Annotated in this window: 21 protein-coding genes; 14 read left to right on the top strand and 7 right to left on the bottom strand. The window is 31.1% G+C overall.

All coding sequences use genetic code 11. The features are described 5' to 3' along the window. The first annotated feature begins 70 nt into the window (after positions 1 to 70). Positions 71 to 6,550, top strand: a complete 6,480-nt coding sequence (locus tag ABDX67_RS07695; RefSeq protein WP_347174382.1) for a T9SS type A sorting domain-containing protein — start codon at positions 71 to 73, stop codon at positions 6,548 to 6,550. A 163-nt stretch (positions 6,551 to 6,713) separates the two neighbouring features. Further along, on the top strand, positions 6,714 to 8,810 hold the full coding sequence (gene recG, locus ABDX67_RS07690; protein ID WP_347174872.1) for an ATP-dependent DNA helicase RecG: 2,097 nt from the start codon (positions 6,714 to 6,716) through the stop codon (positions 8,808 to 8,810). On the opposite strand, the gene ABDX67_RS07685 is transcribed toward recG, so the two are convergent. The 3 genes from ABDX67_RS07685 to ABDX67_RS07675 are packed head-to-tail and all read right to left on the bottom strand — an operon-like array spanning position 8,803 to position 10,131. Continuing rightward, the gene (locus ABDX67_RS07685; protein ID WP_347174381.1) at positions 8,803 to 9,435 is read right to left on the bottom strand and encodes a hypothetical protein; all 633 of its coding nucleotides are present in this window, start codon (positions 9,433 to 9,435) and stop codon (positions 8,803 to 8,805) included. The two genes, recG and ABDX67_RS07685, sit on opposite strands and share 8 nt — an antisense overlap. Continuing rightward, positions 9,432 to 9,737 carry a hypothetical protein gene (locus ABDX67_RS07680; protein ID WP_347174380.1) on the bottom strand — a complete coding sequence of 102 codons (306 nt, stop codon included), beginning with the start codon at positions 9,735 to 9,737 and terminating at the stop codon, positions 9,432 to 9,434. The genes ABDX67_RS07685 and ABDX67_RS07680 overlap by 4 nt, the downstream gene beginning before the upstream one ends. Then, positions 9,730 to 10,131, bottom strand: coding sequence for a MepB family protein (locus ABDX67_RS07675; protein ID WP_347174379.1), 402 nt, complete (start codon positions 10,129 to 10,131; stop codon positions 9,730 to 9,732). The genes ABDX67_RS07680 and ABDX67_RS07675 overlap by 8 nt, the downstream gene beginning before the upstream one ends. 97 nt (positions 10,132 to 10,228) lie before the next feature. On the opposite strand from ABDX67_RS07675, the gene priA reads away from it, so the two are divergent. The 5 genes from priA (at position 10,229) to ABDX67_RS07650 (ending at position 16,103) form a co-directional block, all read left to right on the top strand. Beyond that, the gene (gene priA / locus ABDX67_RS07670; RefSeq protein WP_488168664.1) at positions 10,229 to 12,697 is read left to right on the top strand and encodes a replication restart helicase PriA; all 2,469 of its coding nucleotides are present in this window, start codon (positions 10,229 to 10,231) and stop codon (positions 12,695 to 12,697) included. Positions 12,698 to 12,829: 132 nt separating this feature from the next. Beyond that, positions 12,830 to 13,279: a hypothetical protein gene (locus ABDX67_RS07665; protein ID WP_347174378.1), complete on the top strand. Its 450-nt coding sequence runs from the start codon at positions 12,830 to 12,832 to the stop codon at positions 13,277 to 13,279. A gap of 263 nt (positions 13,280 to 13,542) precedes the next feature. Then, complete coding sequence (locus ABDX67_RS07660; protein ID WP_347174377.1) at positions 13,543 to 14,103, top strand: RNA polymerase sigma factor; 561 nt, start codon at positions 13,543 to 13,545, stop codon at positions 14,101 to 14,103. After that, complete coding sequence (locus ABDX67_RS07655; RefSeq protein WP_347174375.1) at positions 14,090 to 14,953, top strand: hypothetical protein; 864 nt, start codon at positions 14,090 to 14,092, stop codon at positions 14,951 to 14,953. The genes ABDX67_RS07660 and ABDX67_RS07655 overlap by 14 nt, the downstream gene beginning before the upstream one ends. A gap of 28 nt (positions 14,954 to 14,981) precedes the next feature. Further along, on the top strand, positions 14,982 to 16,103 hold the full coding sequence (locus ABDX67_RS07650) for a hypothetical protein (protein WP_347174374.1): 1,122 nt from the start codon (positions 14,982 to 14,984) through the stop codon (positions 16,101 to 16,103). 151 nt (positions 16,104 to 16,254) lie between these two features. Here ABDX67_RS07650 and ABDX67_RS07645 read toward each other — a convergent pair whose 3' ends face one another. Beyond that, on the bottom strand, positions 16,255 to 17,148 hold the full coding sequence (locus ABDX67_RS07645) for a sterol desaturase family protein (RefSeq protein ID WP_347174373.1): 894 nt from the start codon (positions 17,146 to 17,148) through the stop codon (positions 16,255 to 16,257). A 114-nt stretch (positions 17,149 to 17,262) separates the two neighbouring features. Here ABDX67_RS07645 and rpsF point away from each other — a divergent pair, with 114 nt between their 5' ends. The 5 genes from rpsF to ABDX67_RS07620 all read left to right on the top strand — a co-directional run bounded on the left by rpsF (position 17,263) and on the right by ABDX67_RS07620 (position 20,887). Continuing rightward, the gene (gene rpsF, locus ABDX67_RS07640; protein WP_347174372.1) at positions 17,263 to 17,604 is read left to right on the top strand and encodes a 30S ribosomal protein S6; all 342 of its coding nucleotides are present in this window, start codon (positions 17,263 to 17,265) and stop codon (positions 17,602 to 17,604) included. A 5-nt stretch (positions 17,605 to 17,609) separates the two neighbouring features. Then, positions 17,610 to 17,906 (top strand): 30S ribosomal protein S18, encoded by a 297-nt coding sequence (rpsR, locus tag ABDX67_RS07635; RefSeq protein WP_188599566.1) that lies wholly within the window; start codon positions 17,610 to 17,612, stop codon positions 17,904 to 17,906. A 16-nt stretch (positions 17,907 to 17,922) separates the two neighbouring features. Then, positions 17,923 to 18,372, top strand: coding sequence for a 50S ribosomal protein L9 (gene rplI, locus ABDX67_RS07630; RefSeq protein WP_347174370.1), 450 nt, complete (start codon positions 17,923 to 17,925; stop codon positions 18,370 to 18,372). Positions 18,373 to 18,485: 113 nt separating this feature from the next. Next, positions 18,486 to 18,956 (top strand): DUF6495 family protein, encoded by a 471-nt coding sequence (locus tag ABDX67_RS07625; protein ID WP_347174368.1) that lies wholly within the window; start codon positions 18,486 to 18,488, stop codon positions 18,954 to 18,956. A gap of 242 nt (positions 18,957 to 19,198) precedes the next feature. Further along, on the top strand, positions 19,199 to 20,887 hold the full coding sequence (locus ABDX67_RS07620) for a S41 family peptidase (RefSeq protein WP_347174367.1): 1,689 nt from the start codon (positions 19,199 to 19,201) through the stop codon (positions 20,885 to 20,887). Between the two features lie 2 nt (positions 20,888 to 20,889). Here the strand turns inward: ABDX67_RS07620 and ABDX67_RS07615 are convergent, their stop codons facing one another. Continuing rightward, a complete protein-coding gene (locus tag ABDX67_RS07615) occupies positions 20,890 to 21,570 on the bottom strand; it encodes an SIR2 family NAD-dependent protein deacylase (RefSeq protein ID WP_347174366.1) in 681 nt (226 codons plus the stop codon). Positions 21,571 to 21,850: 280 nt separating this feature from the next. Between ABDX67_RS07615 and ABDX67_RS07610 the strand changes: the two genes are divergently transcribed. Continuing rightward, positions 21,851 to 22,525, top strand: coding sequence for a TrmH family RNA methyltransferase (locus tag ABDX67_RS07610; RefSeq protein ID WP_347174365.1), 675 nt, complete (start codon positions 21,851 to 21,853; stop codon positions 22,523 to 22,525). Positions 22,526 to 22,543: 18 nt separating this feature from the next. On the opposite strand, the gene ABDX67_RS07605 is transcribed toward ABDX67_RS07610, so the two are convergent. Both ABDX67_RS07605 and ABDX67_RS07600 read right to left on the bottom strand, forming a co-directional pair. Beyond that, complete coding sequence (locus ABDX67_RS07605) at positions 22,544 to 22,930, bottom strand: carboxypeptidase-like regulatory domain-containing protein (protein WP_347174363.1); 387 nt, start codon at positions 22,928 to 22,930, stop codon at positions 22,544 to 22,546. Between the two features lies 1 nt (position 22,931). Then, positions 22,932 to 23,387 (bottom strand): DUF1801 domain-containing protein, encoded by a 456-nt coding sequence (locus ABDX67_RS07600; protein ID WP_347174362.1) that lies wholly within the window; start codon positions 23,385 to 23,387, stop codon positions 22,932 to 22,934. A gap of 121 nt (positions 23,388 to 23,508) precedes the next feature. Here ABDX67_RS07600 and ABDX67_RS07595 point away from each other — a divergent pair, with 121 nt between their 5' ends. Beyond that, positions 23,509 to 26,871 (top strand): amidohydrolase family protein, encoded by a 3,363-nt coding sequence (locus tag ABDX67_RS07595; protein WP_347174361.1) that lies wholly within the window; start codon positions 23,509 to 23,511, stop codon positions 26,869 to 26,871. Positions 26,872 to 26,925 lie beyond the last annotated feature (54 nt).

Genomic DNA, 26,925 nt, shown 5'->3' with positions numbered 1-26,925 from the left:
AGTGTGTCCAAGAAGTAGATAAATAATACTATGTGTAACAAAAAAAAGTGTTTTGATTATGTTAAGCAATATGAAAAAAGTAACATTATTTGGAGGAATAATAAAGTTTAGAGCAACTCTACTTTTATTCTTAGGTTTTTTAATTTCTTTATCTACTTATTCTCAAACTTGTCCAACTGTACAGTCTAATGGGGTTTTCGATCCTAATGCAGATGTATTGATTACATCATACCATCAAAGTATGGCAAAAACAGCTAGTGGAGACTATGTTGTGTGGGGAGAAGATATGACTAGTGATGGTTCTACTGATGCTACTTCATTAACTTTAGTAACAAGCGCAAACGGTTTTAATTTTACTGGAACTGTAAGACATTATGCAATTTCCGGAAATAGTGGAGGTCAAGCTTTTTTAGCAACTACTACAAAATTGTATGCTTGGGGATTGTCTGGAGAAGTTGTAGATGGGGATTTTGTTACAGGAAATTCTTTTGCGGAAATGAAGAACGTTCCATTTACAGGTGCAGAAGTAAAAGATATGCATGCTAGTTCAGATGTGCTTTTTGTAACTCTTAATAGTGGTGTTGTATGGGTAGCAACTACTGGAGCTACTGCTCCTAACGGAAATGCAAGTACAGACTCTTCAATTTGGCATAAAGTTAAAATAAATGCTACTACAGATTTAACCAACGTAAAACAAGTAACTGGATCTTTTGTAGCTGGTTATGCGTTATTAAACAATGGAGATATTTATGCATGGGGAGATAACGTAGAGCTTGGTAATGGTGGTGGAACTCAAAACCTAACTTATGCAACAAAAATGATAGCTCCTCCAGCAACAATAAGTTATATCTCTGCAATATTCAATGATGGTGCCTCATCAGGTTTATTAGCTTTAGGTACAGATAAAAAAGTATATGGTGTAGGAGATAGTACATCTTCATCAATAATAAATACAGCAACAGGAAATGTAAACACTTGGACAGCTATTCAAATATCATCTGGTGTAGATTTAACGGGTGTAATTTATTTAGCTACTTCTCATACTTCAGAACAATATGCTGGAGCAGCAGTAATTGTTGAAGGAAATGGAGCATCAAATAATAAAGGAATTCTTTATTCTTGGGGAGATGACGGATCGGGTTATGATGCATTAGCACACCCTGGTGATGTAGATTATCCAACGATTCCTTCTTCTTTTACAGTAGGTTCAGATGATCCTTCAGCAGTTAGTGTTGGTGGACATGCAATTACGTATTTTAATAGAACTAGTGGTAGTATTTGTTTTGCCGGACATATAACAAATGGTAGTACAGGTGGCTTAACAACTGGTTCCGGAGAAAACTTTGAATGTGTGATACCCACAGGTATAGAATTATGTGCATTACAACAAACAATTACAGCAAATGATGATTCAGGAACACATCCTTTAGGAACTAATGGTACAGCGGTAGCTAATGTATTAAGTAATGATGAATTAAACGGAAGTACTGGACCTACAGCTGTTACAGATGTAACAGTTTCTCAAGTTAGTACAACAAATGCAGGAGTTACAATAAATTCAAGCGGACAAGTAAACGTAACAAGTTCAGTGCCTTTAGGAACATATACGTTGGTGTATGAAATCTGTGAAGTTGGAGTTACTTATACAAATTGTTCAATAGCAACAGTAACTATAGATGTAATAAATGATGATGATGGTGATGGTATAGATGATGCCGATGATTTAGACTCTGATAATGATGGTATTTTAGATACTGATGAAGGTAGATGTACACCAACAACTGTAACAGGAGATGATGGTTTTAGCGCTTCAGTTAATAGTGGTGATATAGATGATGAAGAGTTAGCTGTAGATGGTATAAATGGAGATTATGCAAAATTTAATAATAATAATGCAAGTATAGATATTGTTTTAAGAAGTGGTTCAGCTCTTGTATCTGCTGGAACTGATATAACAATAACAGCTTATAAAAGAAATAATGGAGCAAATAATATGCGAATAGAAGAATCTACTGATGGTATAACTTTCGGAAATGCTCAAGTATATACTTTTGCTACTAGAAGAACATATTATGATAAAATTTATACATTAACAACTGATGCTACGCATATTAGGATTACTTTTATTAGAGTTAGTAGCCATTTAAGAGTAGATAATGTAAGTTATGAAGATTTTACAATTCCTTGTAATACAAGTACAGATACTGATAGCGACGGTATTCCAGATTATTTAGATTTAGATTCAGATAATGATGGTATTCCTGATGTTATTGAAGCTGGCGGTACAGATGCTAATAGAGATGGTATGGCAGATGGAGTTGCAGGGACAACACCTACAACAAACGGTGTACCTAGTTCTGCTGGTACAGGTTTAACACTTGTAGATTCAGATAATGATGGTATTCCAAATCACTTAGACATAGATGCTGATAATGATGGTATTCCAGATAATATTGAAGGGCAATCATCAAGTGGTTATATACCACCAAGTGGAGTTGCAACTGGTATTACAGATGCTAATAATAATGGGGTAGATGATAATTATGAGTCTGGTGCCATTATAGGTTTAAATCCTCCCGATACAGACAGTGATGGAACTCTAGATTATTTAGATTCCGATTCAGATAATGATGGTATTCTTGATATTGAAGAAAATGGAGATGCAAATAATACTCTAGCTGGATCGGATACAGATGGAGATGGTTTGGATGACAATTTTGATGACAATGATGATTCTAGTATTACAGGTTTTACCGTAAATGACGGTGTAGGTGCTGGTGACAAGATTACCAATACCACAAATTTAAAAGCTGCTTTTGGAGATGAAGATAACAATTTCCCTGGCACAGGTGATTTAGATTATAGAGATTTTAAAGATTCTGATGATGATGGTATTGCAGATTTTTATGATTTAGATGATGATAATGATGGTATTTTAGATGTTGACGAATCATACAACTGTACATTAGTTTCTTCAATGAATACAGTTGCAGTTAATATTATTAATGGGAATACTCAAAGCTTAACGCTAAATGGAGAAAAAGGATTTGGTTTTGATGTTGTATTATTAGATAATAGTTTTAGCATTACTGTTAATGGAGTTCAATTAGCGATCAATGGAACTTCACCGTATATAAATGATTTTAACTTTCAATCGCCCCATAATGTTCAGTTTACAGATGGAGATCGATATGGAGTTGGTGGTGTTTCCGAAGTATGGAACCTATCAGAAGCTAATCCATCAACACCTATAATACGCTTTCTTTACAATGCTAATGATGAAACTCTAGAAATGTATGGTAGTAAAACTACAAATGGTGTACTACAACCTATGGAGCTAATTGGTGGATTAACGCTTAATTCTATCCCTTGGAACACTACTTCATCTAATACCATAGTTATTGGGCAAGCAGTAGTTGGGCCTACCAACCTAAAAGGAACTATTTATGGAGTTAATTTAGTAACTCCGTGTACAGATATAGACACTGATGGTGATGGAATTCCAAATCGTTTAGATTTAGATTCAGACAATGATGGAATTACAGATGTTATTGAAGCAGGAGGGACCGATGTTGATAATGATGGTAAGGCCGATGGTGCAGTAGGTACATCGTCTACTACCAATGGTATTCCTAGTTCAGCAGGAACAGGTTTAACAATTATAGATACCGATTCAGATGATATTCCAGATTTTTTAGATATAGACTCAGATAATGATGGTATTCCAGACAATGTAGAAGCTCAAAGTTCAAGAGGCTATATTTTACCAAGCGGAGTTGGTACAAGTATGACAGATGCAAATAATAACGGCGTAGATGATAATTATGAAAATGGTGCAATTGTTGGATTAACTCCGATAGATTTTGATGGAGATACAACTCCAGATTACTTAGATTCAGATTCAGATAATGATGCAATAAATGATATATCTGAAAATGGAAACGTCAATAACACGTTATCTGGAACAGATACAGATGGTGATGGTTTAGACGATAATTTTGATGATGTAGATGATTCGTCTATTTCAGGTTCAACTGTAAATGACAACCATAATCCACCAAGTGTTAGTACTTTAGGTGATGATGATAGTGATTATAACACGATTGGAGATTTCGATTATAGGGATACAGGTGCAAATGGTACACCAATGATAACTCAAGTATATCAATTTAATAACGAAAGATGGATTGAAGTTACAAACATAAGTGCAACATTAAGCATTCCTGCTAATCTGATTAAAATACAACTGTTTAAAAATAAAACAGGAGCACAAACAGATGTAACACCTGATGTTACACATACTGTAACAACATCTTTAGCACCCGGTAAATCTATATTGTTTAAGAGTTCAAGTAATATAATTACAAATTTAGACGCAAGTGCAACAGTTATAGCTAACAATTCATTAACAGACATTGCAGATGCCAATGATATTATTACATTATCTTCAGAAAATGAAGGAATAGCATATAATTTTAGATATGATGTTGTTGAAACTTTTTCAGATAAAACATCATATGTTAGAATAGATGAAACGTTAGTTCCAAATAAAACATACGCTGCAAGTGAATGGGTTGTATTTATTGATGATGCATTAGATCCTTATAGGGCTTTAGGTTCTGGTGGACCAGAAAGACATCCACATGATCCATTAATTTCTGAAATTATTAATTCAAATGCAGATGCAAATACTTTATTAGGCTTACATAGAGTTAATATCACAACAAGAACAGGTGGTGAATGGAGTAATGGATATCCAGATAGATCACGTTTTGTGGTTGTTGATCAAGATTATAATCATTCTGGTAACAGATTAAGTGCACGAAAACTAACAGTAAATGCTTCTAGAAAATTAGCAGTTACAGAAAACCTTTTGGTAGTAACTAACGATGTTCTTTTAAATGGAGAAATCCGATTAATAGATGATTCTGGCGAAAGTAAAGCACAATTTATCCAAACCCATACAGGAACAAGTAAGGTTACAGGATCCGGTAAATTATTAGTAGATCAAAACTCTGCAGTACCAAGTTTGTATAGGTATAATTATATGAGTTCTCCTGTAAAAACTAATTCAGGTTCGTCAAATTATACGGTTGCTAGCGTTTTTAAAGATGGTACAACTGAAACAAATTATTCAGGAATTGTAAATACTAACATAGCAAAAGATATCACTTTTATAAGTGGCTACGATGGTAATACTACTGATCCGATTAGTTTAGCTGAATACTGGATTTATACCTACGCAGCAAATGGAGGAACTAGAGCAGGTTGGGCTCATAAATCAAGTACTGATTCCATACCAAATACAGATGGATTTATTTTTAAAGGTCCGGGTAGAGCTCAAAATTATACTTTTGCAGGTATACCAAAAGGAGGTTCATTTACTACATCTTTTGGAGGTGACGAGACGTATTTGGTTGGTAACCCGTTTACTTCGGCATTAAGTGTTAAAAAGTTTATTGAAGATAATATCAACTCAATAACAGGAACGCTCTATTTTTGGCAGCATGTTGATGAAGATGATACAAGTACAGCTAGTTCTGGGCATAATTTTAGAGGTTATATAGGTGGTTATGCAACAAGAAATATTGCAATGGGAGTTGCAGCAAATCAAGGAACAAATGTGTCTGATAATGGAAATAATGGTACTTCTGGAGCTTTAGGTTCTGGTTATATTGTTCCTCTACCATATGTAGCAATTGGTCAAGGTTTCTTTGTTTCTGCAGATTCAAATGGAGGAGATATTGTTTTTAACAATAGTCAAAGAGAATTTATTGCCGAAGATGGACCAGGCACTTCGGTCTTTTTTAAAGGCGCTACTGTCTCAAAAACAAAAGAAACTGAAGCTACTTTACCAATATTAAAATTAGGAATGGACTATGCAAATGAAGATGGCTTAGATTTTCATAGACAAATTGGTATTTCTTTTAGTGAAACAAATACATTTGGTTTTGATAAAGGATATGATAGTGAAATTTATGATTTAGGTGTTACAGATATATATTGGAAAATTCCTGAAAGCGATTTAAAATATGTAATTGCAGGAGTACCAGATATATCTGATGATTTGGAGGTTCCGTTAGAGATAATTATAGATTATGATGGAACTGTAGAAATACAAATTGATGAAATGAAAAATATTGATAGAGTAGTTTATTTAAAAGATAAATTAACCAATAAAGATTATTTATTAGATAATGTAAATAGAGCAGCAATTCAATTAACAAAAGGCACTCATTCAGATAGATTCTATTTAACTTTTAATGGTAAAATCTTATCGGTTGATGATGTTGATGTTTTAATCAAAGATTTATCAGTATTTATAGATAATACAAGTGATGAAATTGTTATCAAAAATATTGAAAACTTAAAAATTGATAAAGTAGAAATGTTTAACATTCTTGGTCAAAGAATTAGTCAGTGGAAAAATATTGATAAGAAAGAAGAAACTCGATTAAAAGTTAATAATTTATCAAGTGATATTTATATAATCTATATTCAAACTGATAAAGGAAGGTTTTCTAAAAAAGTACTTTATGAACGTAAATAGCTAACTCTTTTATACATTGTTTAAAAAAAAAAGCACCCATTTTTATAGGGTGTTTTTTTATTGAATAAATTCATAAATTTAGAAGTTAAAAATTTATGTAGTTTTTTTACTTGTGATGATTTCTGTACTTTCGTTTATTATACTTTAAGCATTTATAAAATTGATAAATCTAAACAATCCAATTACTTATATTACTGGTGTAACAACAAACAGAGCGGTTTTGTTGCAGCAAGAATTAGGCATTAGAACATGTAACGATTTATTACATTTATTTCCGTTTAGATATATTGATAAAACGCAGTTTTATAAAATCAATCAATTACAAGATAGTGGTGCTGATGTGCAAATTGTTGGTAAAATAACTCATATAAAAACTGTTCAACAAAAACGAGGTAGCAGATTGGTTGCTACTTTTATAGATGAAACAGGCTCAATGGAATTAGTTTGGTTTAAAGGAATAAAATGGATTAAAGATGCTTTAATAATCAATATTCCGTATGTTATTTATGGGAAACTTAACAGTTTTAACAATTCGTTTTCGATGCCGCATCCAGAAATGGAATTGCTTTCTGAATCTAAAAAGAAAGTGCAAACAGCAATGCAACCTGTATATCCATCAACAGAAATGTTGGGAAATAAAAATATCACCAATAAAGTAATTAGAACGCTTATAGAGAATTTATTTGTTCAGATTGATGGAAGAATTAACGAATCATTATCAAATACGTTCATCAATCAATATGGATTGATGTCTAAAAAAGAAGCACTGTTAAATATTCATTTTCCAACAAGTCAAGAAAACCTTGCAAAAGCTCAATATCGATTAAAATTTGAAGAATTATTTTTCATTCAGTTACAACTTATCCGAAAGAAAATCATCCGAAAATCAAAATTAAAAGGCTATGTTTTTGAGAATGTTGGAGAAGTGTTCAATGATTTTTACAACAACAATTTACCGTTTGATTTAACCAACGCACAAAAACGTGTGTTGAAAGAAATACGTAGAGATTTGGCAACCGGAATTCACATGAACAGATTGTTGCAAGGCGATGTGGGTTCAGGAAAAACAATTGTTGCGTTATTAACCATGTTGTTGGCAATTGACAACGGATTTCAAGCGTCTTTAATGGCGCCAACAGAAATACTAGCATCACAACATTACAGTGCAATTGTAAAGTTGTTAAAAGGCTCTAATATTAAGGTAGCTTTATTAACAGGTTCTGTAAAAGCAAAAAAACGTCGAGAAATTCATCAACAATTAGAAGACGGAACCTTAGATATTTTAATAGGAACGCACGCTTTGTTAGAAGATAAAGTAATTTTTAAGAATTTAGGAATTGCCATTATTGATGAGCAACACAGATTCGGAGTTGCACAACGTTCTAAAATGTGGCAAAAAAACGAATTGCCGCCACATGTGTTGGTAATGACAGCAACTCCAATTCCGAGAACGTTAGCAATGTCGGTATATGGAGATTTAGATATTTCTGTAATTGATGAATTGCCGCCAGGAAGAAAAGAAGTAAAAACAGTACACAGATTTGATAGTAACCGATTGGCTGTTTTTAAATTTTTAAAAGATGAAATTGCTAAAGGACGACAAGTGTATGTTGTGTATCCGTTAATTCAAGAATCTGCCGCAATGGACTATAAAGATTTAATGGATGGTTACGAAAGTATTTCTAGAGATTTTCCAATGCCAAAATACCAAATAAGTATAGTACACGGAAAAATGAAACCTGAGGATAAAGAGTACGAAATGCAACGTTTTGTAAAAGGCGAAACACAAATTATGGTAGCAACAACGGTTATTGAAGTTGGTGTAAACGTGCCAAATGCAAGTGTCATGGTGATTGAAAGCTCTGAACGTTTTGGCTTGAGTCAATTACATCAATTACGTGGGCGCGTTGGGCGAGGAGCAGACCAAAGTTATTGTATTTTATTATCGGATGTAAAATTATCTGCGGATGCAAAAACGCGATTAAAAACCATGGTAGAAACTTCTGATGGATTTAAAATTGCAGAAGTTGATTTAAAATTACGTGGACCAGGAAATATAATGGGAACGCAACAAAGCGGTGTTTTAAATTTAAAAATTGCTGATATTGTAAAAGACACATCTATTTTAGTTACAGCTAGAAATGCTGCAATCGATTTACTTTCTGAGGATGCAACTTTATCAAAACCAGAAAACAGCGTTACATTAAAAACCTACACACAACTTCAAAAAAAGAGCGGTTTATGGGCAAACATTAGTTAGCCGAACCTAACCAAACATCAGAAGATTTTATAGAATAATACTTAGTAATTTTTCCGTTATGCTCTTTGTGCTCAGAGATTCGTGTTTTAGAATTTTTCATAATTCCTTCAACCCATTTTTTATTATCATTAAAATCTTTCATTGAATAATATTCGTCTGGTTCACCAATATCTAATGTGGTAACATGGTTTTCAAAATGACAATGTTCCCACTGCAACCCAAAATTATCTATAGGAAATGGTTTGTTTTCTTCAGGATTAAAAAAAGTTTTTTCATAAAAATCTAAACATTCTCCAATGGCGCAAACCACTTGAGAGTTTGACACATCATTATCATAAAACCAAATTCGTAAATAATAAGGTTCATTTAACTTATCTAATTGCTGTTTCCAATGTTTATGAATTTCTAACAATCCAGCAATTAATTTTTGCCTTGTTTTTCCTTTTGGAGGAGCAAAATCACTATTCAATACAGAAATATTTCCAAAAGGTTGAATCCAAACTTTTACATATTCTCTTTGATTTCTTATTAAATACTCAATATCTAATTGTTTGTTTTGTGCAACCCAATTATCTATCGCTTTCCAAATACGTTTGTGTCCTCTAACTTTTTTAAATCTAATCATGAATTAATTTTTTGTAATGCTTCTTCTATATCCTCTATGGCATCTTTATCTTTAAAGTTTTTTAGATTATTATTAATAATTGGTATTAATTCTTGATAATCTTTGCAAGCAATTTCAACAATAAACATACTTAAATTTAATTCAGATTTTTTAACATTTTTATCAATTATATACTTTGTGATTTGCAGATAATTTTCTTTTGTTGTTAAATCAACTAATTTTTTTAATGCTTCTTCAATGCCATAAACATATCTTGTTGTTAAATAATAATCTATTAATTGTTGTGTTTTTTTATCAATCATTTATAAAATATGCTAATTGCCAATGTTGTGTTTTTATTGCTTGTTTGCTAGTTGGTTTGTCCCAAATAGGATAGACTCTAAAGCCTCTTTTTCCGTCTTTTTTTTCGGTGGATACAATTCCGTTTTTGATTAAAACTTCTTTCGGAAATTTAAACACACCACTTTTTCCTTTATTTTTTACTTTGATGTAAAAGAAATTAAAATCATCAGATTGTTTGTAAGGTTCTGTAATTCCGTTTGCATTTCTTTTCCAACATGTTACAAATTGACCGATTTTCTTCGGAGTAATTTTTGCGGTTCTTTCAATAATTTTGATTCCATCAATTGTATAAGAACACGCTTTGTATTCGGTGCTTTCTTTTTCTTGTTTAAAATTAGAAACAATCTGGTTCATCTTACAAATTAACACAATTTTTAAAAACTCAACGAAACTATTTTTGATAAATTCTTCTTTTAAATTCTATTTATTATGTAGGCAAATTTATGTAGTTTTGAAATGTAACAAAAAAAGAAAATTTATCCATTTCATAGACGTCATATTGCCAATTCCAATTCAGAAAACCTTTACGTATTCGGTAACAGAAGCAGAAGCTGAATTTCTACAAAAAGGAATGCGCGTTGCCGTTTCTTTCGGAAATACGAAAATGTACACGGCGCTGGTTTTAAATATTCATCAAAACAAACCTGAATTATACGAAGCGATTGAAATTCTGCAAATTTTAGATGAGAAACCAATTGTAACTGAAATTCAGCTACAAAATTGGCAATGGATTGCTAGTTATTATATGTGTTCTTTGGGCGATGTTTATAGAGCTGCGTTGCCATCAGCATTTTTATTAGAAAGTGAAACCATTGTTTTAAAAAACGACAAATTTACGGAAGAAGCAAACTTAAATGATGATGAATTTTTGATTTTTGAAGCCTTACAACATCAATCTCAATTAACGATTCATCAAGTTGCTGATATTTTAGGAAAGAAAAAAGTATTGCCAATTATCAACGAATTGATTCAGAAAAAAGCGGTTTCTGTGCAAGAAGAAATTTACGAACAATACAAACCAAAAATGGTAAAATATGTTCGTTTACATTCGAAATATAGGTCTGATGAAGCGCTACAAAATTTATTGATCGAGTTAAACAGAGCAAAAAAACAACGTGAAGCAGTGCTGGGATATTTTCAATTATCCGCAGATAAAAAACCAATCAAAGCCAAAGAATTAGAATCAAAAATAGGCGTTTCATCCGCAGTTATTAAAGCTTTGGCAGATAAAGATATTTTTGAATTATATGAAATTCAAACTGATCGAATCAATTTTAAAGGAACTACAAATGAGTTGAAAAACTTGAACGAGTTTCAAGAAACTGCTTTGTCAGAAATTAAAACTGCTTTTGAAGAAAAAGAAGTGGTTTTACTACACGGAATTACAAGTTCTGGAAAAACAGAAGTGTATACAAAACTGATTGAAGACAATCTAAACTCAGGAAAACAAATCTTGTTTTTATTGCCAGAAATCGCTTTAACAACGCAAATTATTACACGTTTAGAAGCGTATTTTGGAGATCAGATTTCGGTGTTTCATTCAAAATATTCAATGAACGAACGTGTAGAGGTTTGGAATAATGTGTTGGAAAACAAACAAAAAGCACAAATTATTTTAGGCGCAAGATCTTCGGTTTTTTTACCGTTTTCTAACTTAGGTTTAATCATTGTTGATGAAGAACACGAAACTTCGTACAAACAGTTTGAGCCTTCTCCACGTTATCACGCAAGAGACACAGCAGTTGTTTTGGCGCATCAACACAAAGCAAAAATCTTACTAGGTTCTGCAACGCCTTCTTTAGAAAGTTATTTTAATACACAAAATGGAAAATATGGTTTGGTGGAATTAAATCGCCGTTTTGGAAATGTACAATTGCCTAAAATTGAATTAATCGATATCAAAGAAAAGCATCGTAAAAAACAAATGAAGGGTCATTTTTCTGATCGTTTAATCACATTAATTACAGAAGCGTTAGAAAATAAAGAACAGGTTATTTTATTTCAAAATCGACGTGGATTTTCGCCAGTTGTAGAATGTACAACTTGTGGAGTTGCGCCGCAATGTCCTAATTGTGATGTAAGTTTAACGTATCACAAATATCGAAACGAATTAAAATGTCATTATTGCAACTACCAACGTGCCATGCCAAACAATTGTGCGGCTTGTGGAAGTAATACGTTAGATACAAAAGGCTTTGGAACAGAACAAATTGAATTGGAATTGAAAGAAATTTTTCCGACGTATAACATTGGAAGAATGGATTTAGATACCACGCGTGGAAAACACGGATATCAAAAAGTAATTGGCGCTTTTGAAGCACAAGAAATTGATGTTTTAGTTGGTACGCAAATGTTGTCTAAAGGATTGGATTTTGAAAACGTGTCGTTAGTCGGAATTTTAAATGCCGATAATATGTTGAATTTTCCAGATTTTAGAGCACACGAACGCAGTTACGACATGATGGTTCAAGTTTCTGGACGCGCAGGAAGATCAAAAAAACAAGGAAATGTAGCGATACAAACTTTTAATCCGTATCATCAAATATTGCAACAAGTTTCTACCACAAATTATGCAGAAATGTATAAAGAACAATTGCAAGAACGTTGGCAATATCAGTATCCGCCGTATTACAGATTGATAAAAATTACCTTAAAACACAAAGATTATATAAAAGTTGATAGCGGAGTTAATTGGTTGGCAAAAGCATTGCAAAATGTATTCAAAGAAAATGTTTTAGGTCCAACTGCGCCAGTTGTTTCTAGAGTTCGGAATCAATATATTAAAAACTTAACGATTAAGATTCCGCCAAAACAAAATTTAGCCGAAACGAAAAAACAGTTAGATAAAATTAAAAACACATTTCAATCTGTAAAAGAATTTAGACCGATTCGGTTTATTGTTGATGTGGATGCGCAGTAACTCAGTTATCAGTGAACAGTTGTCAGTTGTCAGTTCGAGTGATTTTCTGTCAATTCGAGCGGAGTCGAGAATAAAGAAAATTGTATCGAGAACATTTATTGTACTATTTTTAAGTAAAAATCATTTTTAAAAATGAAAATTGAAATTCAAAATAAACCAATATCTATAGAATTGATGCAAGTTCCAGATTTGAATTTTGGTCAATTTCAACGCTGGAAAAACCACGAACAAATTACCTATCAATTAGAAATTGAAACTTCTTCATTTATCACTTCAATAGAAAACTATTTTAAAGAGTTTAGAGCAGCGGAAATTGAAGATGATGACGTTATGGACTTAGAAGAATTAATTGCTTATAAAAATTTAGGCTTTCCAACCTTAACGGAAATGCTTACGAATCACAAAGAAACCTTGAGTGATTTACTGATTTTTAACTCTTATGAAATTTTACATCTTCTTTTCACAGAACAACTTTCGGACAAAGAAAAGTATTTTTATTCAGTAAACTCTATTGATACAATTTGCTTTACAAAATCGAACGTTCTACTTACTGGAATTTGTTTTTTAGTGAAACGAAAATAATAATCAATGAACAATTGTCAGTTCGAGCGGAGTCGAGAACTATTATTTTTCATTTTATAGTTATCCTTTATAAATTAATAACTCAGCACTCAAAATTAATAACTAAAAATTATTTTTTAATTTTCAACTGTTGCAAAATCAATTTTAGAACGTCTTTATTATAGTTTTATTCAAAAAAGCATTTTTTTAATAACCGCAAGCAACCATTTTAGAACTTCTGTAGTCTATATATTTGTAAGGCGTTTAAAAATCATCAAACCGGATTGAAAATTATACCATTGCATAACCAAACAAATCAGTTAATTACTGATGCCATCAAACAAAAAAGAGAAGCACAACAAGAGTTGTTCGAGTTGTATTCTCCAAAAATGTTGGGTGTTTGCAGGCAATATGTAAAAGATTTGCATCATGCAGAGGATTTAATGTTGTCCGGGTTTTTAAAAGTTTTTACAAACCTTTCTAAGTTTAAACACGAAGGAAGTTTTGAAGGATGGATTCGAAGAATTATGGTAAATACATGTATTTCGTATTTGCGAAAAAAGAATCCTGTACAATTATCGGATGAAGAATATGTGTTTCATAAACAAGCTATAGATAGTTTAGAAAGCACTGAATTACAAGACATTCAGAAGTTAATTGATGAATTGCCAACAGGTTATAAAATGGTGTTTAATTTATATGCAGTTGAAGGTTATAAACATGCCGAAATTGCCAAAGAGTTAAACATTACGGAAAGCACCTCAAAATCGCAATTATTTAATGCGAGAAAATGGTTGCAAGCACAATATGCAAGAATGAATAAAACAGCAAATGGAGACAAATAATATCGATAAAATTGTTAGAGATTCGTTAGATTCAAGAACAATGAAGCCATCAAATTCGGCTTGGGAACGATTGAGCGCTCAATTAGATATTGCTCAAGAAAAGAAACGTAAAAATTGGTTTTTATATGTTGGTTATGCCGCATCAGTTCTACTAGTAATTTCAGTAGCTTTTTTTATAAATACTGATGACGTTATTGAACCGATGACTCCAAACATTATAGTTACATCGCCAATTATTGATACCACGAAATTTGTAAAACCAACCATTGAGAATACAATTAAAACGGAAACTGTAATTGTAAAAACGGATAAAGTAGAAGGGAAGCAACAACAAAAATTAATTGTTAAAAAGAGAAAACCTCAAATAAAACAAGCAAAAATTATTGAGGAGAATCCGATTGTAATTGCTGATGCTATGGTTGATATTAAAAAAGAAACAAAGAATCCGTTACAACAAAACAGAATCATCATTGATAGCAATTCATTGTTAAAATCTGTAGATATAACCGAAACGAAAGTTACAGAAACAACCATTGTAGCTCCGAAAGAAACAAAGAAATACCTTCAAAAAAGTGCTATAAAAATTAATAGTGATGCGTTGTTGTATGCGGCTACAAATCCGGATAAAGATATCAACGAATATTATAAAAAATACAATATTGATAGAAATGATGTATTGAAGAATATTCAGAAAGAATTGAATAAAACAAACTTAAAAATTGACGCCGCTACTTTATTAACAAGTGTAGAAAAAACCATAGATGAAGAAACTTTTAAAAAGAGTTTTATGCAAGTTGTAAAAGGTAAAATAACAGGATTAGCAGAAGCAATTGCTAACAGAAATAATTAAACATAATATACTTTAAATAGATAACAAAATGAAAAAAATACTATTCATATTAGTGTTGTTTTGTACAACGATTGCTTTTTCTCAAGTGAAAAATTTTGAAGACGAAGTAAAAAAGATTTCAAAAAGAATAGAGTTAATCACCAAAACAGAAAAGGCAGCTTTAAAAGAAAAAGTAGAAAAAATAAATCTACAATTAGAGAAGAAAGAAATCACATCAGAACAAGCGCAAAAATTAAAGAAAGAAGCTGCCGATTTTCATGCAAAAGTGATTTCAGATAAAGTTGCTGTAGAAGAAGGAAAGCTACAATTATTAGTGCAAGATAAAGCAAACGGAAAAATAAAAAGCTCTCAAAAAGAAACTGATTTGGATGATATAGAAGACTCTTTTACTATCGGAAGTAAAACGGTTAGAATTCGTATAAACGACAATGAAGATTACGATTCTAGAAGAAATACTCGTCATAGAGAAAGAAAGGCAAGATGGGAAAGTAAAGGTAAAAGAAATAGAAGTACAACAACTCAGTTTGTATTTGCAATGGGTGTAAACAACGTGTTGGTAGATCATCAATTGTCTTCTTTAGAAACATCAAACTATCAATTTTGGCAATCGCATTTTTACGAATTAGGGTTTACTTGGAAAACGCGTTTTGATAAAGAAGCTTCTAAATTGTATTTAAAATATGGACTGTCTTTTTTATGGAATAATTTAAGACTGGAAGACAATAAATATCATGTTGTAAATGGAAAAATGACAGATTTAGTTGTGCATCCAGAAAACTTATCAGAAAATAGATTGCGACATGTTCAAATGAATTTTCCAATTCACGTTGAATGGGATTTTTCTAGAAACGGAGAATATGCTGACGGCTATAAAAGAGACAGAACAAATCAATCTGTACGTTTAGGAATTGGTGCTTTTGCTGGATTCAAATTAGGAACTCGTCAATACATTGAATACACAGATATTAACGGAACAAAAGTAGAAGAGTTGCAAAAAGACAACTTTAATATGAATATTTTTAATTACGGTGTAAGTGCATATTTAGCTTATAAAAGCACAGGTTTTTACGTAAAATATGATATGAATCCGTTGTTTAAAGATACAGATATTAGAAACATTTCGATGGGAATTCGTTTCGATTTTAATTAATTATTTTTTGCCACGAATTTACGAATTATCTTTCTTTGTCCGTTCGAGCGGAGTCGAGAACTCATTAAAGACTGACATTTACAGCATCTCGACTCCGCTCGATGTGACATTTAGTTTTTTTTATTTAAAATAATTCGTGAAGTCGTGGCAATTATTTCTCCTGATTTTTCTCCCATTCTTTGCGCATGTCGGTAGATAAAATTCCAGTTCCGTCATGTTTCCAACCAGGAGGTTTTAAAAAATATTTAAGCTTGTTATAAATAGAAGTTTTAGCAGTAAAAACATCTTTAAACAAGCCAAACCATTCTAAAAAAGCAACTTTAATCGGATTGAAAGTATTGATGTTTGTGGTTAATCCGTAAACAGGTTTTTCTACTTCTGGTTCAAAGGATCCGAAAATACGATCCCAAATGATAAAAATTCCTGCGTGATTTCTATCTAAATACTGCGGATTTGTAGCGTGATGCACTCGATGATGACTTGGCGTATTAAAAATAAACTCAAACCATTTTGGTAATTTATCAATCAATTCTGTATGAATCCAATATTGATACAACAAGCTAATCGACATTTGAACCAATATCATTACTGGATGAAATCCAATTAAAACTAACGGAATCCAAAAGACAAAAGAGGTAAAACCACCAGTCCAAGTTTGTCTTAATGCTGTGCTTAAATTGTATTTTTGTGAAGAATGATGTACAATATGACTTGCCCAGAAAAATCGGTTTTCATGGCTTATTCTGTGAAACCAGTAATAGGTTAAATCTTCAGCAAATAAAATTAAAATCCAAGACCACCAAACAAATGGAATTTCAAAAAGATGAAATGTATTATATATCAAATAAAAAACTGCTAAAATCAATGTTTTACTAATCAAACCAACCAAAACATTTCCCAATCCCATTGCAATAGAAGTAGCAGCATCTTTATATTCATATTCTTTCATTTTAACCTTAACAGTTAAAATAACTTCTATAATAACAGTAGCAATAAAAACGGGAATTGCGTAATAAATTAAGTTTGGAAATTCTGGTATTTGCATCGATTATTTATTTGTTACTAAATTAAGACAAATTTTATAGATAAAAGATGCATTGATTAATGAAAAAAAGTCACTATATTTGCAGCCTTAAAATAATTTTTAAAACAATTACTTATGAATCATTACGAAACTGTTTTCATTTTGAATCCCGTTTTATCTGATACTCAGATAAAGGAAACAGTACAAAAGTTTAATGACTATTTGGTTTCTAAAGGTGCCGAAATGATTTCAAAGGAAGATTGGGGCTTAAAAAAATTAGCGTACCCAATCCAAAAAAAGAAAAGTGGTTTTTACCATTTATTTGAATTCAAAATGGCAGGTGAAGAAATTTCTTCATTTGAACTTGAGTTTAGAAGAGATGATAGCGTTATGCGTTATTTAACTGTTAAATTAGATAAGCATGCTGCAGCTTGGGCTGAAAAGAGAAGAGCACGTGTAACATCTACTAAAAAATAAGAGATATGTCATCTATAGATCAACAAGCAAAAGGAAACAAGCAAGGTGAAGTAAGATACTTAACTCCGCTTGACATTGAAACTAAAAAAGAATCTAAATACTGTCGTTTTAAGAAAAACGGAATGAAGTACATCGATTATAAAGATGCAGACTTCTTAATGTATTTAGTAAATGAGCAAGGTAAAATTTTACCTAGACGTTTAACAGGAACATCATTAAAATATCAACGTAAAGTTGCACAAGCTATCAAACGTTCTCGTCATTTAGCTTTAATGCCATACGTTGGAGATATGTTAAAATAATAAAAGAAGAAGCATTATGGAATTAATATTAAAACAAGACGTAGAAAATGTAGGTTTTAAAGATGATGTTGTAACTGTAAAGAACGGTTATGGTAGAAACTTTTTAATCCCACAAGGACATGCAGTATTGGCGACTTCTTCTGCAAAAAAAGTATTAGCAGAAACGTTAAAGCAACGTGCTTTTAAAGAAGCTAAATTAATTAAAGACGCTACTAAAGTAGCAGATACAATTAAAGGATTAGAAATTAAGATTGCATCTAAAGTTGGTACAGGAGACAAATTATTTGGTTCTGTAAACAATGCAGATGTTGCTGAAGCAATTGCAAAAGCTGGAACTGAGGTAGACAGAAAGTTTATTAAAGTTGTTGGTGGATCAGTTAAAAGATTAGGTAAATACGAAGCATCTGTTAGATTACACAGAGAAGTAATTGCTGATATTACTTTTGATGTAGTTGCTGCAGAGTAAACAATCTTTTTAATATATTTAAAACCTATCAATTTATTTTGATAGGTTTTTTTATTTTTATATCACATCGAGAGAAGTCTAGATAATAAACCTTATATTTTTTTAAACACAAAATGAAATACAGACAACTTACCAAAGAACAATTTGAATCTTTACATGAAGAATTTGCTACTTTTTTGGCAACACAAAGTATTGACGTAAAAGAATGGAATCAAATTAAAAAAGAAAAACCGCAAGTTGCAGAAGATGAAATGAATGTTTTTTCTGATATTGTTTGGGACGATGTTTTAACAAAAACAAACTATTTAGAACACTTTTCTAAGCAAAGCATTAATTTGTTTAAATGTGAAGCAGATGAAATTCATAGAATTTTTGTAAAGATAAATAAAGACATCAATCTTTTAGAACAAGAAGGTTTTGAATGGTTATTGTCAAATCCAACTAATGATGCTGTTGAGTATTTTAACGGAACAAAAAAATACACATCAGAAAGAAATGTAGAACTTTTTGATTTGATCGAAAAAGGAAGCGCTATTTCTAAAGGAGAATTACACGAATATTTTAATCGATTAATTACTGAGTAATCTTTTGTAATTCCTGCGAAAGCAGGAATCCAAAGTAAACTATTAATCATTTATTTACTTTATTTAGATTCCCGTTTTCACGGGAATGACAAATCAATTTAAACTTTCTAATAACTAAACTTGTGAGTTTATTTAATATTTGAAACTTTCAATCAAAGTAATATTAACTCAAAATTAACTACTTGTTACTGAGATATTCTTGTTCATAAAACTAATTTGGTCAAAAAAATTAATCATTTGTTATGAAAAAAATTCTTTGTTTCATGTTATTATTCGCATTTTCTGCGAATTCACAAACTAAAATTACTCAAGTAGAAAAAGATAAACAAATCGGTTTGGTTTGGGGTTTGTTAAAGTATCATCATCCAGACATAAGCAAAGGTTTATATAATTGGGATTTTGAATTGTTACATTTTCTTGAAAAGGTTGAAAATTTAGATGAACAAGAGAAATTAAATACTGAATTACTTGTATTTATTAAAAAGTTTAATAAACCGAAAACAAGATTTAAAAACAATCCTATAAAGATTAATTCTAGCAAAATTTTCAAGAAAAACCTTAATTATGATTGGATTGAAGAAATACCTTTTGATTCAGAATTAAGAAGTAAATTAACAAAAATCAAAAACAATAATGCAGTCGGGGACTATTATGCTTCATTAGGGAAGTTAAATAAAATGTTGTCTTTTAGTAATGAAAAAGGAATTGAAAATTTTAAACCAAAATTAAAAAATCATCGATTATTAGAGTTTTTTAGTTTTTGGAATATTATTCAATACTGGAATGTAAATAAGTATTTAACAGACTCGAATTGGCTTCAAGTTTTAGAGGAATTAACAGCAGTATTTTCAGACGCTACAACAATTGATAAATACGAAGTTGCAAAATTAAAAATGTTTGCAAAGTTAAATGATTCCCACTCTTACATGACATCAATGTTTTACTATAATACTCAACTCAATTTCGGGCCAACTTTTGGAACAGAAATTATAAATGATTCAATTAAAGTTACTTCCATTTATAATAAAACATTATCACAAAATGATACTATTAATTTAGGAGATGTAATCTTAGAAATTAATGATTTAAGTGTTACAAAATACATAAATGATAGATTTTCAGAATTGTTTTCCTCTTCAAATAAAACTTATTTAAGAGAGCTTATTAATAGGTTTGTATTAAGAAATAATAAGAATTCATTAAAAGTTAAAGTATTAAGAAAAAATGGAAGGATAGAAAGTAAGACAATCACACTCTACAAAACGTTTAAAGTTGAAAATTTTGAGAGACTATTTAAGCCCGATAATTCAGATTGGAGAAAAATTGCACCAAAAATATCGTGTATTAATTTGAGTAAAATTTCTTCAAAAAAGTTTGCAAAAGTTTTTAAAGAAAATAAAAATGACGAAGCTATAATCTTAGATTTAAGAAATTACCCGAAACATCTAAGAATTAAAGATTTTTCTAAAGTATTATTTCCTAATAAAAAGACATTTATAAAAGTATTACTCCCTGTTAAAAGTAATCCTTCTTATGGTGAACTTGGTATTAACGCACCTTTAAAAATAATTGCAGATCCTTTTAAAGTTGGAAAGAAAAATTCGAATTATTACAAAGGGAAAATAGTGTTGTTAGTAAATAGAAAAACAGGAAGTATGGCAGAATATTTTGGAATGGCAATACAACAATCTCCAAATTGTATTACTATCGGAGAACAAACAATGGGAGCAGTAATGAATATTGCTTCTGCGACATTACCAGATAAGCAAAAGTTTTATTTCACAGGAGCTGGAGCTTTTTATCCGAACGGAGATAGAGTTCAAAGAAATGGGCTAAAGATAGATTACTATATAAAAGAAAGTGCAATTAACTATAATCCAAACTTATATATAGAACAAGCAATAAAAATTATTAAAAAAAGCATTAACTAAAATTATAATAAATATTCAATTAATTGATCCGTTCCAGAACTTGCAACATCTTCAATAATAGTAAGATGGTTGTATTGATTTTCTGATATTGACGGTTTTGGGTCAATAAAATAAATAGGAATATTTGGTTTTGTATAATTGATTAAACTTGCCGCTGGATATACTTGCATAGAAGTTCCAATAATTATCAAAATATCTGCATGCAAAGTGATTTCTGCTGCTTTCTCTAACAACGGAACATCTTCTCCAAACCAAACAATATGTGGTCTTAATTGCGATTTTTCTTCACATAATTCACCCAAAACCAAATCAGTTTTCCAATCATAAACTAAATTTGGATTTTTAGTACTTCTAACTTTAAGCAATTCGCCATGTAAATGAATAATGTTTGAGCTTTCAGCTCGTTCATGTAAATCATCTACATTTTGAGTAATGATATTCACGTTAAAACTTTCTTCTAGTTTCTTAAGATTCATATGCGCTTTGTTGGGTTTTACAGAAAGTAATTGTTTTCTGCGTTGATTGTAAAAATCCAACACCAATGCTGGATTTCTATAAAAACCTTGCGGAGAAGCAACTTCCATAATATCGTGTCCTTCCCACAAACCATCAGCATCTCTAAAGGTTTTAAGTCCGCTTTCTGCACTAATTCCAGCTCCTGTTAATACAACTACATTTTTCATCTAACATAAATTTTAAGCTAAAATATGATTTTTAAAATCATTGATTAATTTGTGTGAATTTTCCTTTCTTATAGGAATGACAAGTAAAATGTCTCCTCGAGCGGAGTCGAGAGGTAAAAAGTAGTTCTCGAAAACTTTGTTTGCTACTTTCTATCAAAATATATTTTGATTTCAGTAATGCTCTTACGGACATACAAAAAACCATTATCATTTTATGAATATAATTCATGCGAACCGACAAAATATTTATAGTATGTTTGTATAAAGCATTTTTAAATCTATGATTGATATTGAGTTTTTAAATTATTTAGAAGATTTTGTAAGTGATAAACGTAAAGCAACGTTTCATAAAGTTTTAGAAAATAGAACGAGACATTTTACGGTGGTTTTAGAAGATATTTATCAGCCACACAATTCTAGCGCAGTAATTAGAAGTTGCGATATTTTTGGAGTTCAAGATGTGCATGTCATTCAGAATAAATATTCTAGCAAAGTTTCACGGCATGTTGCAAAAGGTTCACAAAAATGGTTGGATATTAAAAAATACAATCAATCTGCAACAAACACACAAGATTGTTTGGATGCGTTAAGAAATGATGGTTATCAAATTATTGCAACAACGCCACACAATGATTCTTGCGTTTTACACGAATTTGACATCACAAAGAAATCAGCTTTTGTTTTTGGAGTAGAAAAAGAAGGCGTTTCTGAATATACAATGAGTCAAGCAGACGGATTTTTAAAAATTCCGATGGTTGGTTTTACTGAAAGTTTAAACATTTCTGTTGCAGCAGCAATTATTTTACAAGACATTACTACAAAATTGAGAGCATCAGAAATCAATTGGAAATTATCTGAGAAAGAAAAAGAAACTTTATATGCAGGTTGGATTCAGAAATCTATAAAAAGTATCAAGAAAATTACGGAACGTTATCAGAGTGAAGAAGAAAAGTAGTTTTATTAATTACTTATTTTAATAATAAGTTCCAAGACCTATTTTTAGTTTAATAATTTCTCCAGATTTCAATACAACTGAATCGCTAAAAGTAAAATATCCAAGATATGTACTTCTAATTTTATATTTTCCTGGTAATAAATTTTTAAATTTAAATACTCCTTTTTCTTTACTGAAACTATGATAATTGTTATTCTTATTTGATAGTTCTATATCTGCTCCTGGTAAACCAAAATTCTCATAAAGTTCATATATTCTTCCAGAAATATTAATTGTAATTGTGTCCATTAATCCAACTCTTTTCATTTTGAAATAATTTCCACTTTTATGATTAGAAATAGTTGCACAACTAAAAAAAAAGATAATTCCAAATAAAAATTGTATTGACTTTTTAATATTTCTCATATTATCTTTTTAAATTAACTTCATACAATTCAATCCATTGTTCTGGCGTCATTTTTTGTACCAATGTACCAATTAATTCATACGGAATATCGTCCATTTTTTTAAAACGAACACAACTTTTTCCCATATCTAATTTGCGTTTGCAATGTTTTGGATATTCAGCAATAAACCACGCGTATATTTCTGGATTTGCATACAATCCCATATGATACAAAGCCACAAAATTTTTCTGAGAAGCAATATTTATAAATGGTAACGGTAACGTTGTATCACAATGATATCCGTCTGGATATAGAGAATGCGGAACCACATAACCTGGCATTTTATAATTAATTTCTTCTACAAATCCGTTTGGTAAATTTTGATTGATTACAGCTCTTAATTTGGTTAAAACTTCTTTACGTTCTTCTGGTAATTGGTTGATGTAATCATCAACAGACTCTACTTTGTTTTGCATTCTAGAATATTTTTTTCTCTAATGTATAAAAAATGTTTTAAATGTTGATTGTTAGATTTAAACAACATCAAAAAATAATTTATGTATATTTATTGAGCATTTTAACTTAAAAGAATAGAAGATGAAAACCAAACTATTTACCAAGTTCTTTCTTGTTTTAACCTTATTAGCAACAACTCTTGTTGCTCAAGAAAAGGTTGATGAGAAAAAAGATTCAACAAAAGTAGCAACAAAAGAATTGCCGCTTGAACCCGAAAGAAATTTAACTTTTAATACACAACAAGGAACTTGGATGTCTTTAGACGTGCATCCAAACGGAAAAGAAATTATTTTTGATATGATGGGAGATTTGTATACAATTCCTATTTCTGGTGGAACCGCAAAAAGAATTACCAAAGGAATGGCATATGATGTGCATCCAAGATTTAGTCCAGACGGAAATTCTATTGTATTTATTTCTGATAAAAGTGGTTCAGATAACTTGTGGATTAGAGATTTAAAAACAAACGAAGAAACACAATTGACAAAAGATAGCAATCAAAAACATTTTTCTGCTGATTGGAGTCCAGACGGAGATTATATTTTAGGAGTAAAAGGAAGAAGAAATATAAAACCTTATTTGTATCACAAAGATGGTGGTTCTGGAGCAAAATTAATTGCTGCGCCTGCTAATTTAAAAGTGATTGATCCTGCTTTTGGAGCAGATGGAAGGTTGATTTATTTTTCTTCTAGACGTGGAGCTTGGAATTACAACGCGCAATTGCCACAATATCAAATTATGACTTTTGATAGAAACGATGGTTCTACAGAAACCATTACTTCTAGATATGGTTCATCATTTACACCAGTACTTTCTAAAGACGGAAATTGGTTGGTTTTTGGAAGTAGATTTGAAGATAAAACAGGGTTGATACTTCGTAATTTAAAAAACGGAGAAGAAAAATGGTTGGCATATCCAATTCAAAGAGATGATCAAGAATCAATGGCAACATTAGGTGTTTTACCAGGAATGGATTTTACGCCAGACAGTAAAAACTTAATCACTTCTTACGGCGGAAAAATATATTCTATTTCTTTAGCATCCAACAAAGCCACAGAAATTCCTTTTAATGTGGATGTAAATATTGAGTTAGGTCCGATGGTTTCTTTTAAGTATCCAATAAGTGATGCTCCGGATGCATTTGTAACTCAAATTAGAGATGCAGTTCCGTCTCCTGACGGAAAAATGTTAGCTTTTACAGCTTTAAATAGATTGTATGTGATGGATTTCCCAAACGGAAAACCAAAACGTTTGACAAAAAACGATTTTACAGAAGCACAACCAGCATGGTCTCCAGATAGTAAAAACTTGGTTTTTACAACTTGGAAACATGGCGAAGGACATTTGTATAAAGTAAATGTTTCTGGTAGAGCAAGAATTGAAAAATTAACTAATGAATCAGGTTTTTATACCAAACCAGCTTGGTCTTATAATTCTGATAGAATTGCCTTTTTAAAAGGAAGTACACAAGGTTTTGAAGATGCCGTAGGTAATTCTAATCCTGTAAATGAAATCGCTTGGATATCTGCAAGTGGTGGAGATATAACTGTAATTGACAGAACAAAAGGAAGAGCAAATATTCATTTTACTAAAATTGATGATAGAATTTATATGAACCACGGAAGTAAAGGTTTAATTTCTATACGTTGGGATGGCACAGATGAAAAAGAGCATTTAAAATTAACAGGAATTACCACATTTGGTTCTTCGGATGTTTTTGCTGAAGAACACGGAATTTTACCAAATGAAGTAGAAGGTTGGAGAGAAAACAATAGAGCTTCACGACCACAAGAAATTAGAATTTCTCCAGACGGAAGAAATGCGTTGGCAAAAATTAATAATGATATTTATTCGGTATTAATTCCTAAGATTGGAAATACACCATCAATTTCTTTAGCAAATGCAGACAAAGCTGCTTTTCCAGCTACTAAATTAACCATAATGGGAGGAGAATTTCCTGCATGGTCTTCAGATAGTAAAAAAGTGCATTGGTCTTTAGGGGCAAGTCATTTTGTGTATGACCTAGAAAAAGGAAAAACTTTTAAAGATAATTTAGAAGCTGAAAAAAAGAAAAAAGTAAAAGAGAAAACAAAAGACAAAGCAACAGATAAAAAACCAAAAGAAACTCCGAAGTTTAAAGCAGATGAATACCCTATAAAAGTTGGGTATAAAAAAGCAACTCCAAAAGGAACTATTTTACTAAAAGGAGGAAGAGTAATTACCATGAATGGTAATGAGGTAATAGAAAACGGTGATGTTTTAATTGTTAATAATAGAATTCAGAAAGTTGGTGCATCAGGTAGTTTTGCAGTTCCAAGAAAGGCAAAAATAATTGATGTTTCTGGAAAAACAATTACTCCTGGTTTTGTAGATACGCATGCACATATGTGGCCAAATTGGGGAGTTCATAAAAATCAGGTTTGGATTTATTCTGCAAATTTAGCGTATGGGGTTACCACAACTAGAGATCCACAAACAGCCACAACAGATGTTTTAACTTATGCAGATATGGTTGATGCTGGAATGATGCATGGGCCAAGAGTGTATAGTACTGGACCTGGAGTTGGATACTGGGCATATAATATTAAAAGTTTAGAACATGCAAAAGATGTATTAAAACAATACAGTGAATATTATGATACAAAATACATTAAAATGTATGTTGTTGGTAACAGACAACAGCGACAGTGGATTATTATGGCTTCTAAAGAATTAAAGTTAATGCCAACAACAGAAGGTTCTTTAGATTTTAAAATGAATATGACACAATTATTAGATGGTTATCCTGGGCATGAACATTCATTTCCTATTTATCCAATTTATAAAGATGTGATAGAAAGTACAGCATTTTCAAAAATGGCTGTTACTCCAACATTATTAGTTTCTTATGGTGGTCCTTGGGCAGAGAATTATTATTATTCTAGAGAGAATCCTTATCACGATAAAAAAATGCAATATTTTACACCTTATGAAGAATTGGCAAGTAAATCTAGAAGAAGACCAGGTTGGTTTATGGACGAAGAGCATGTGTTTCAAAAACATGCTGAATTTATGAAAGATTTAGTAGAAGCTGATGGTTTGGCAGGAGTTGGAAGTCACGGACAATTGCAAGGTCTTGGTTTTCATTGGGAACTTTGGTCTGTTGCAAGTGGAGGAATGAAAAACTTAGATGCTTTAAAAGTAGCTACAATTCAAGGAGCAAAAGCTTTAGGATTAGATACAGACTTAGGTACTATTCAAGAAGGAAAAATAGCAGATATTTTAATTATGGATAAAAATCCGTTAGATAATTTAAGAAATACAAATACACTAAAATATGTCATTAAAAATGGTGTATTATATGATGCAAATACATTAGATGAAATAGCACCAAAGAAAAAGAAAGCTCCAGTTTTTCATTGGCAAATAAAAAAACCAGTTAATTTACCTGGAGTTAAAAATTAATATTTGACACAAAGCCTCAGATGTCTGAGGCTTTTGTATTTTTAATCTGTTTTT

Origin of the sequence: Polaribacter uvawellassae (assembly GCF_039748955.1) — a bacterium.
Classification (GTDB): domain Bacteria; phylum Bacteroidota; class Bacteroidia; order Flavobacteriales; family Flavobacteriaceae; genus Polaribacter; species Polaribacter uvawellassae.
The sequence above is the reverse complement of the archived record's forward strand: the minus strand, read 5'-3'. Positions and strand labels throughout refer to the sequence as shown.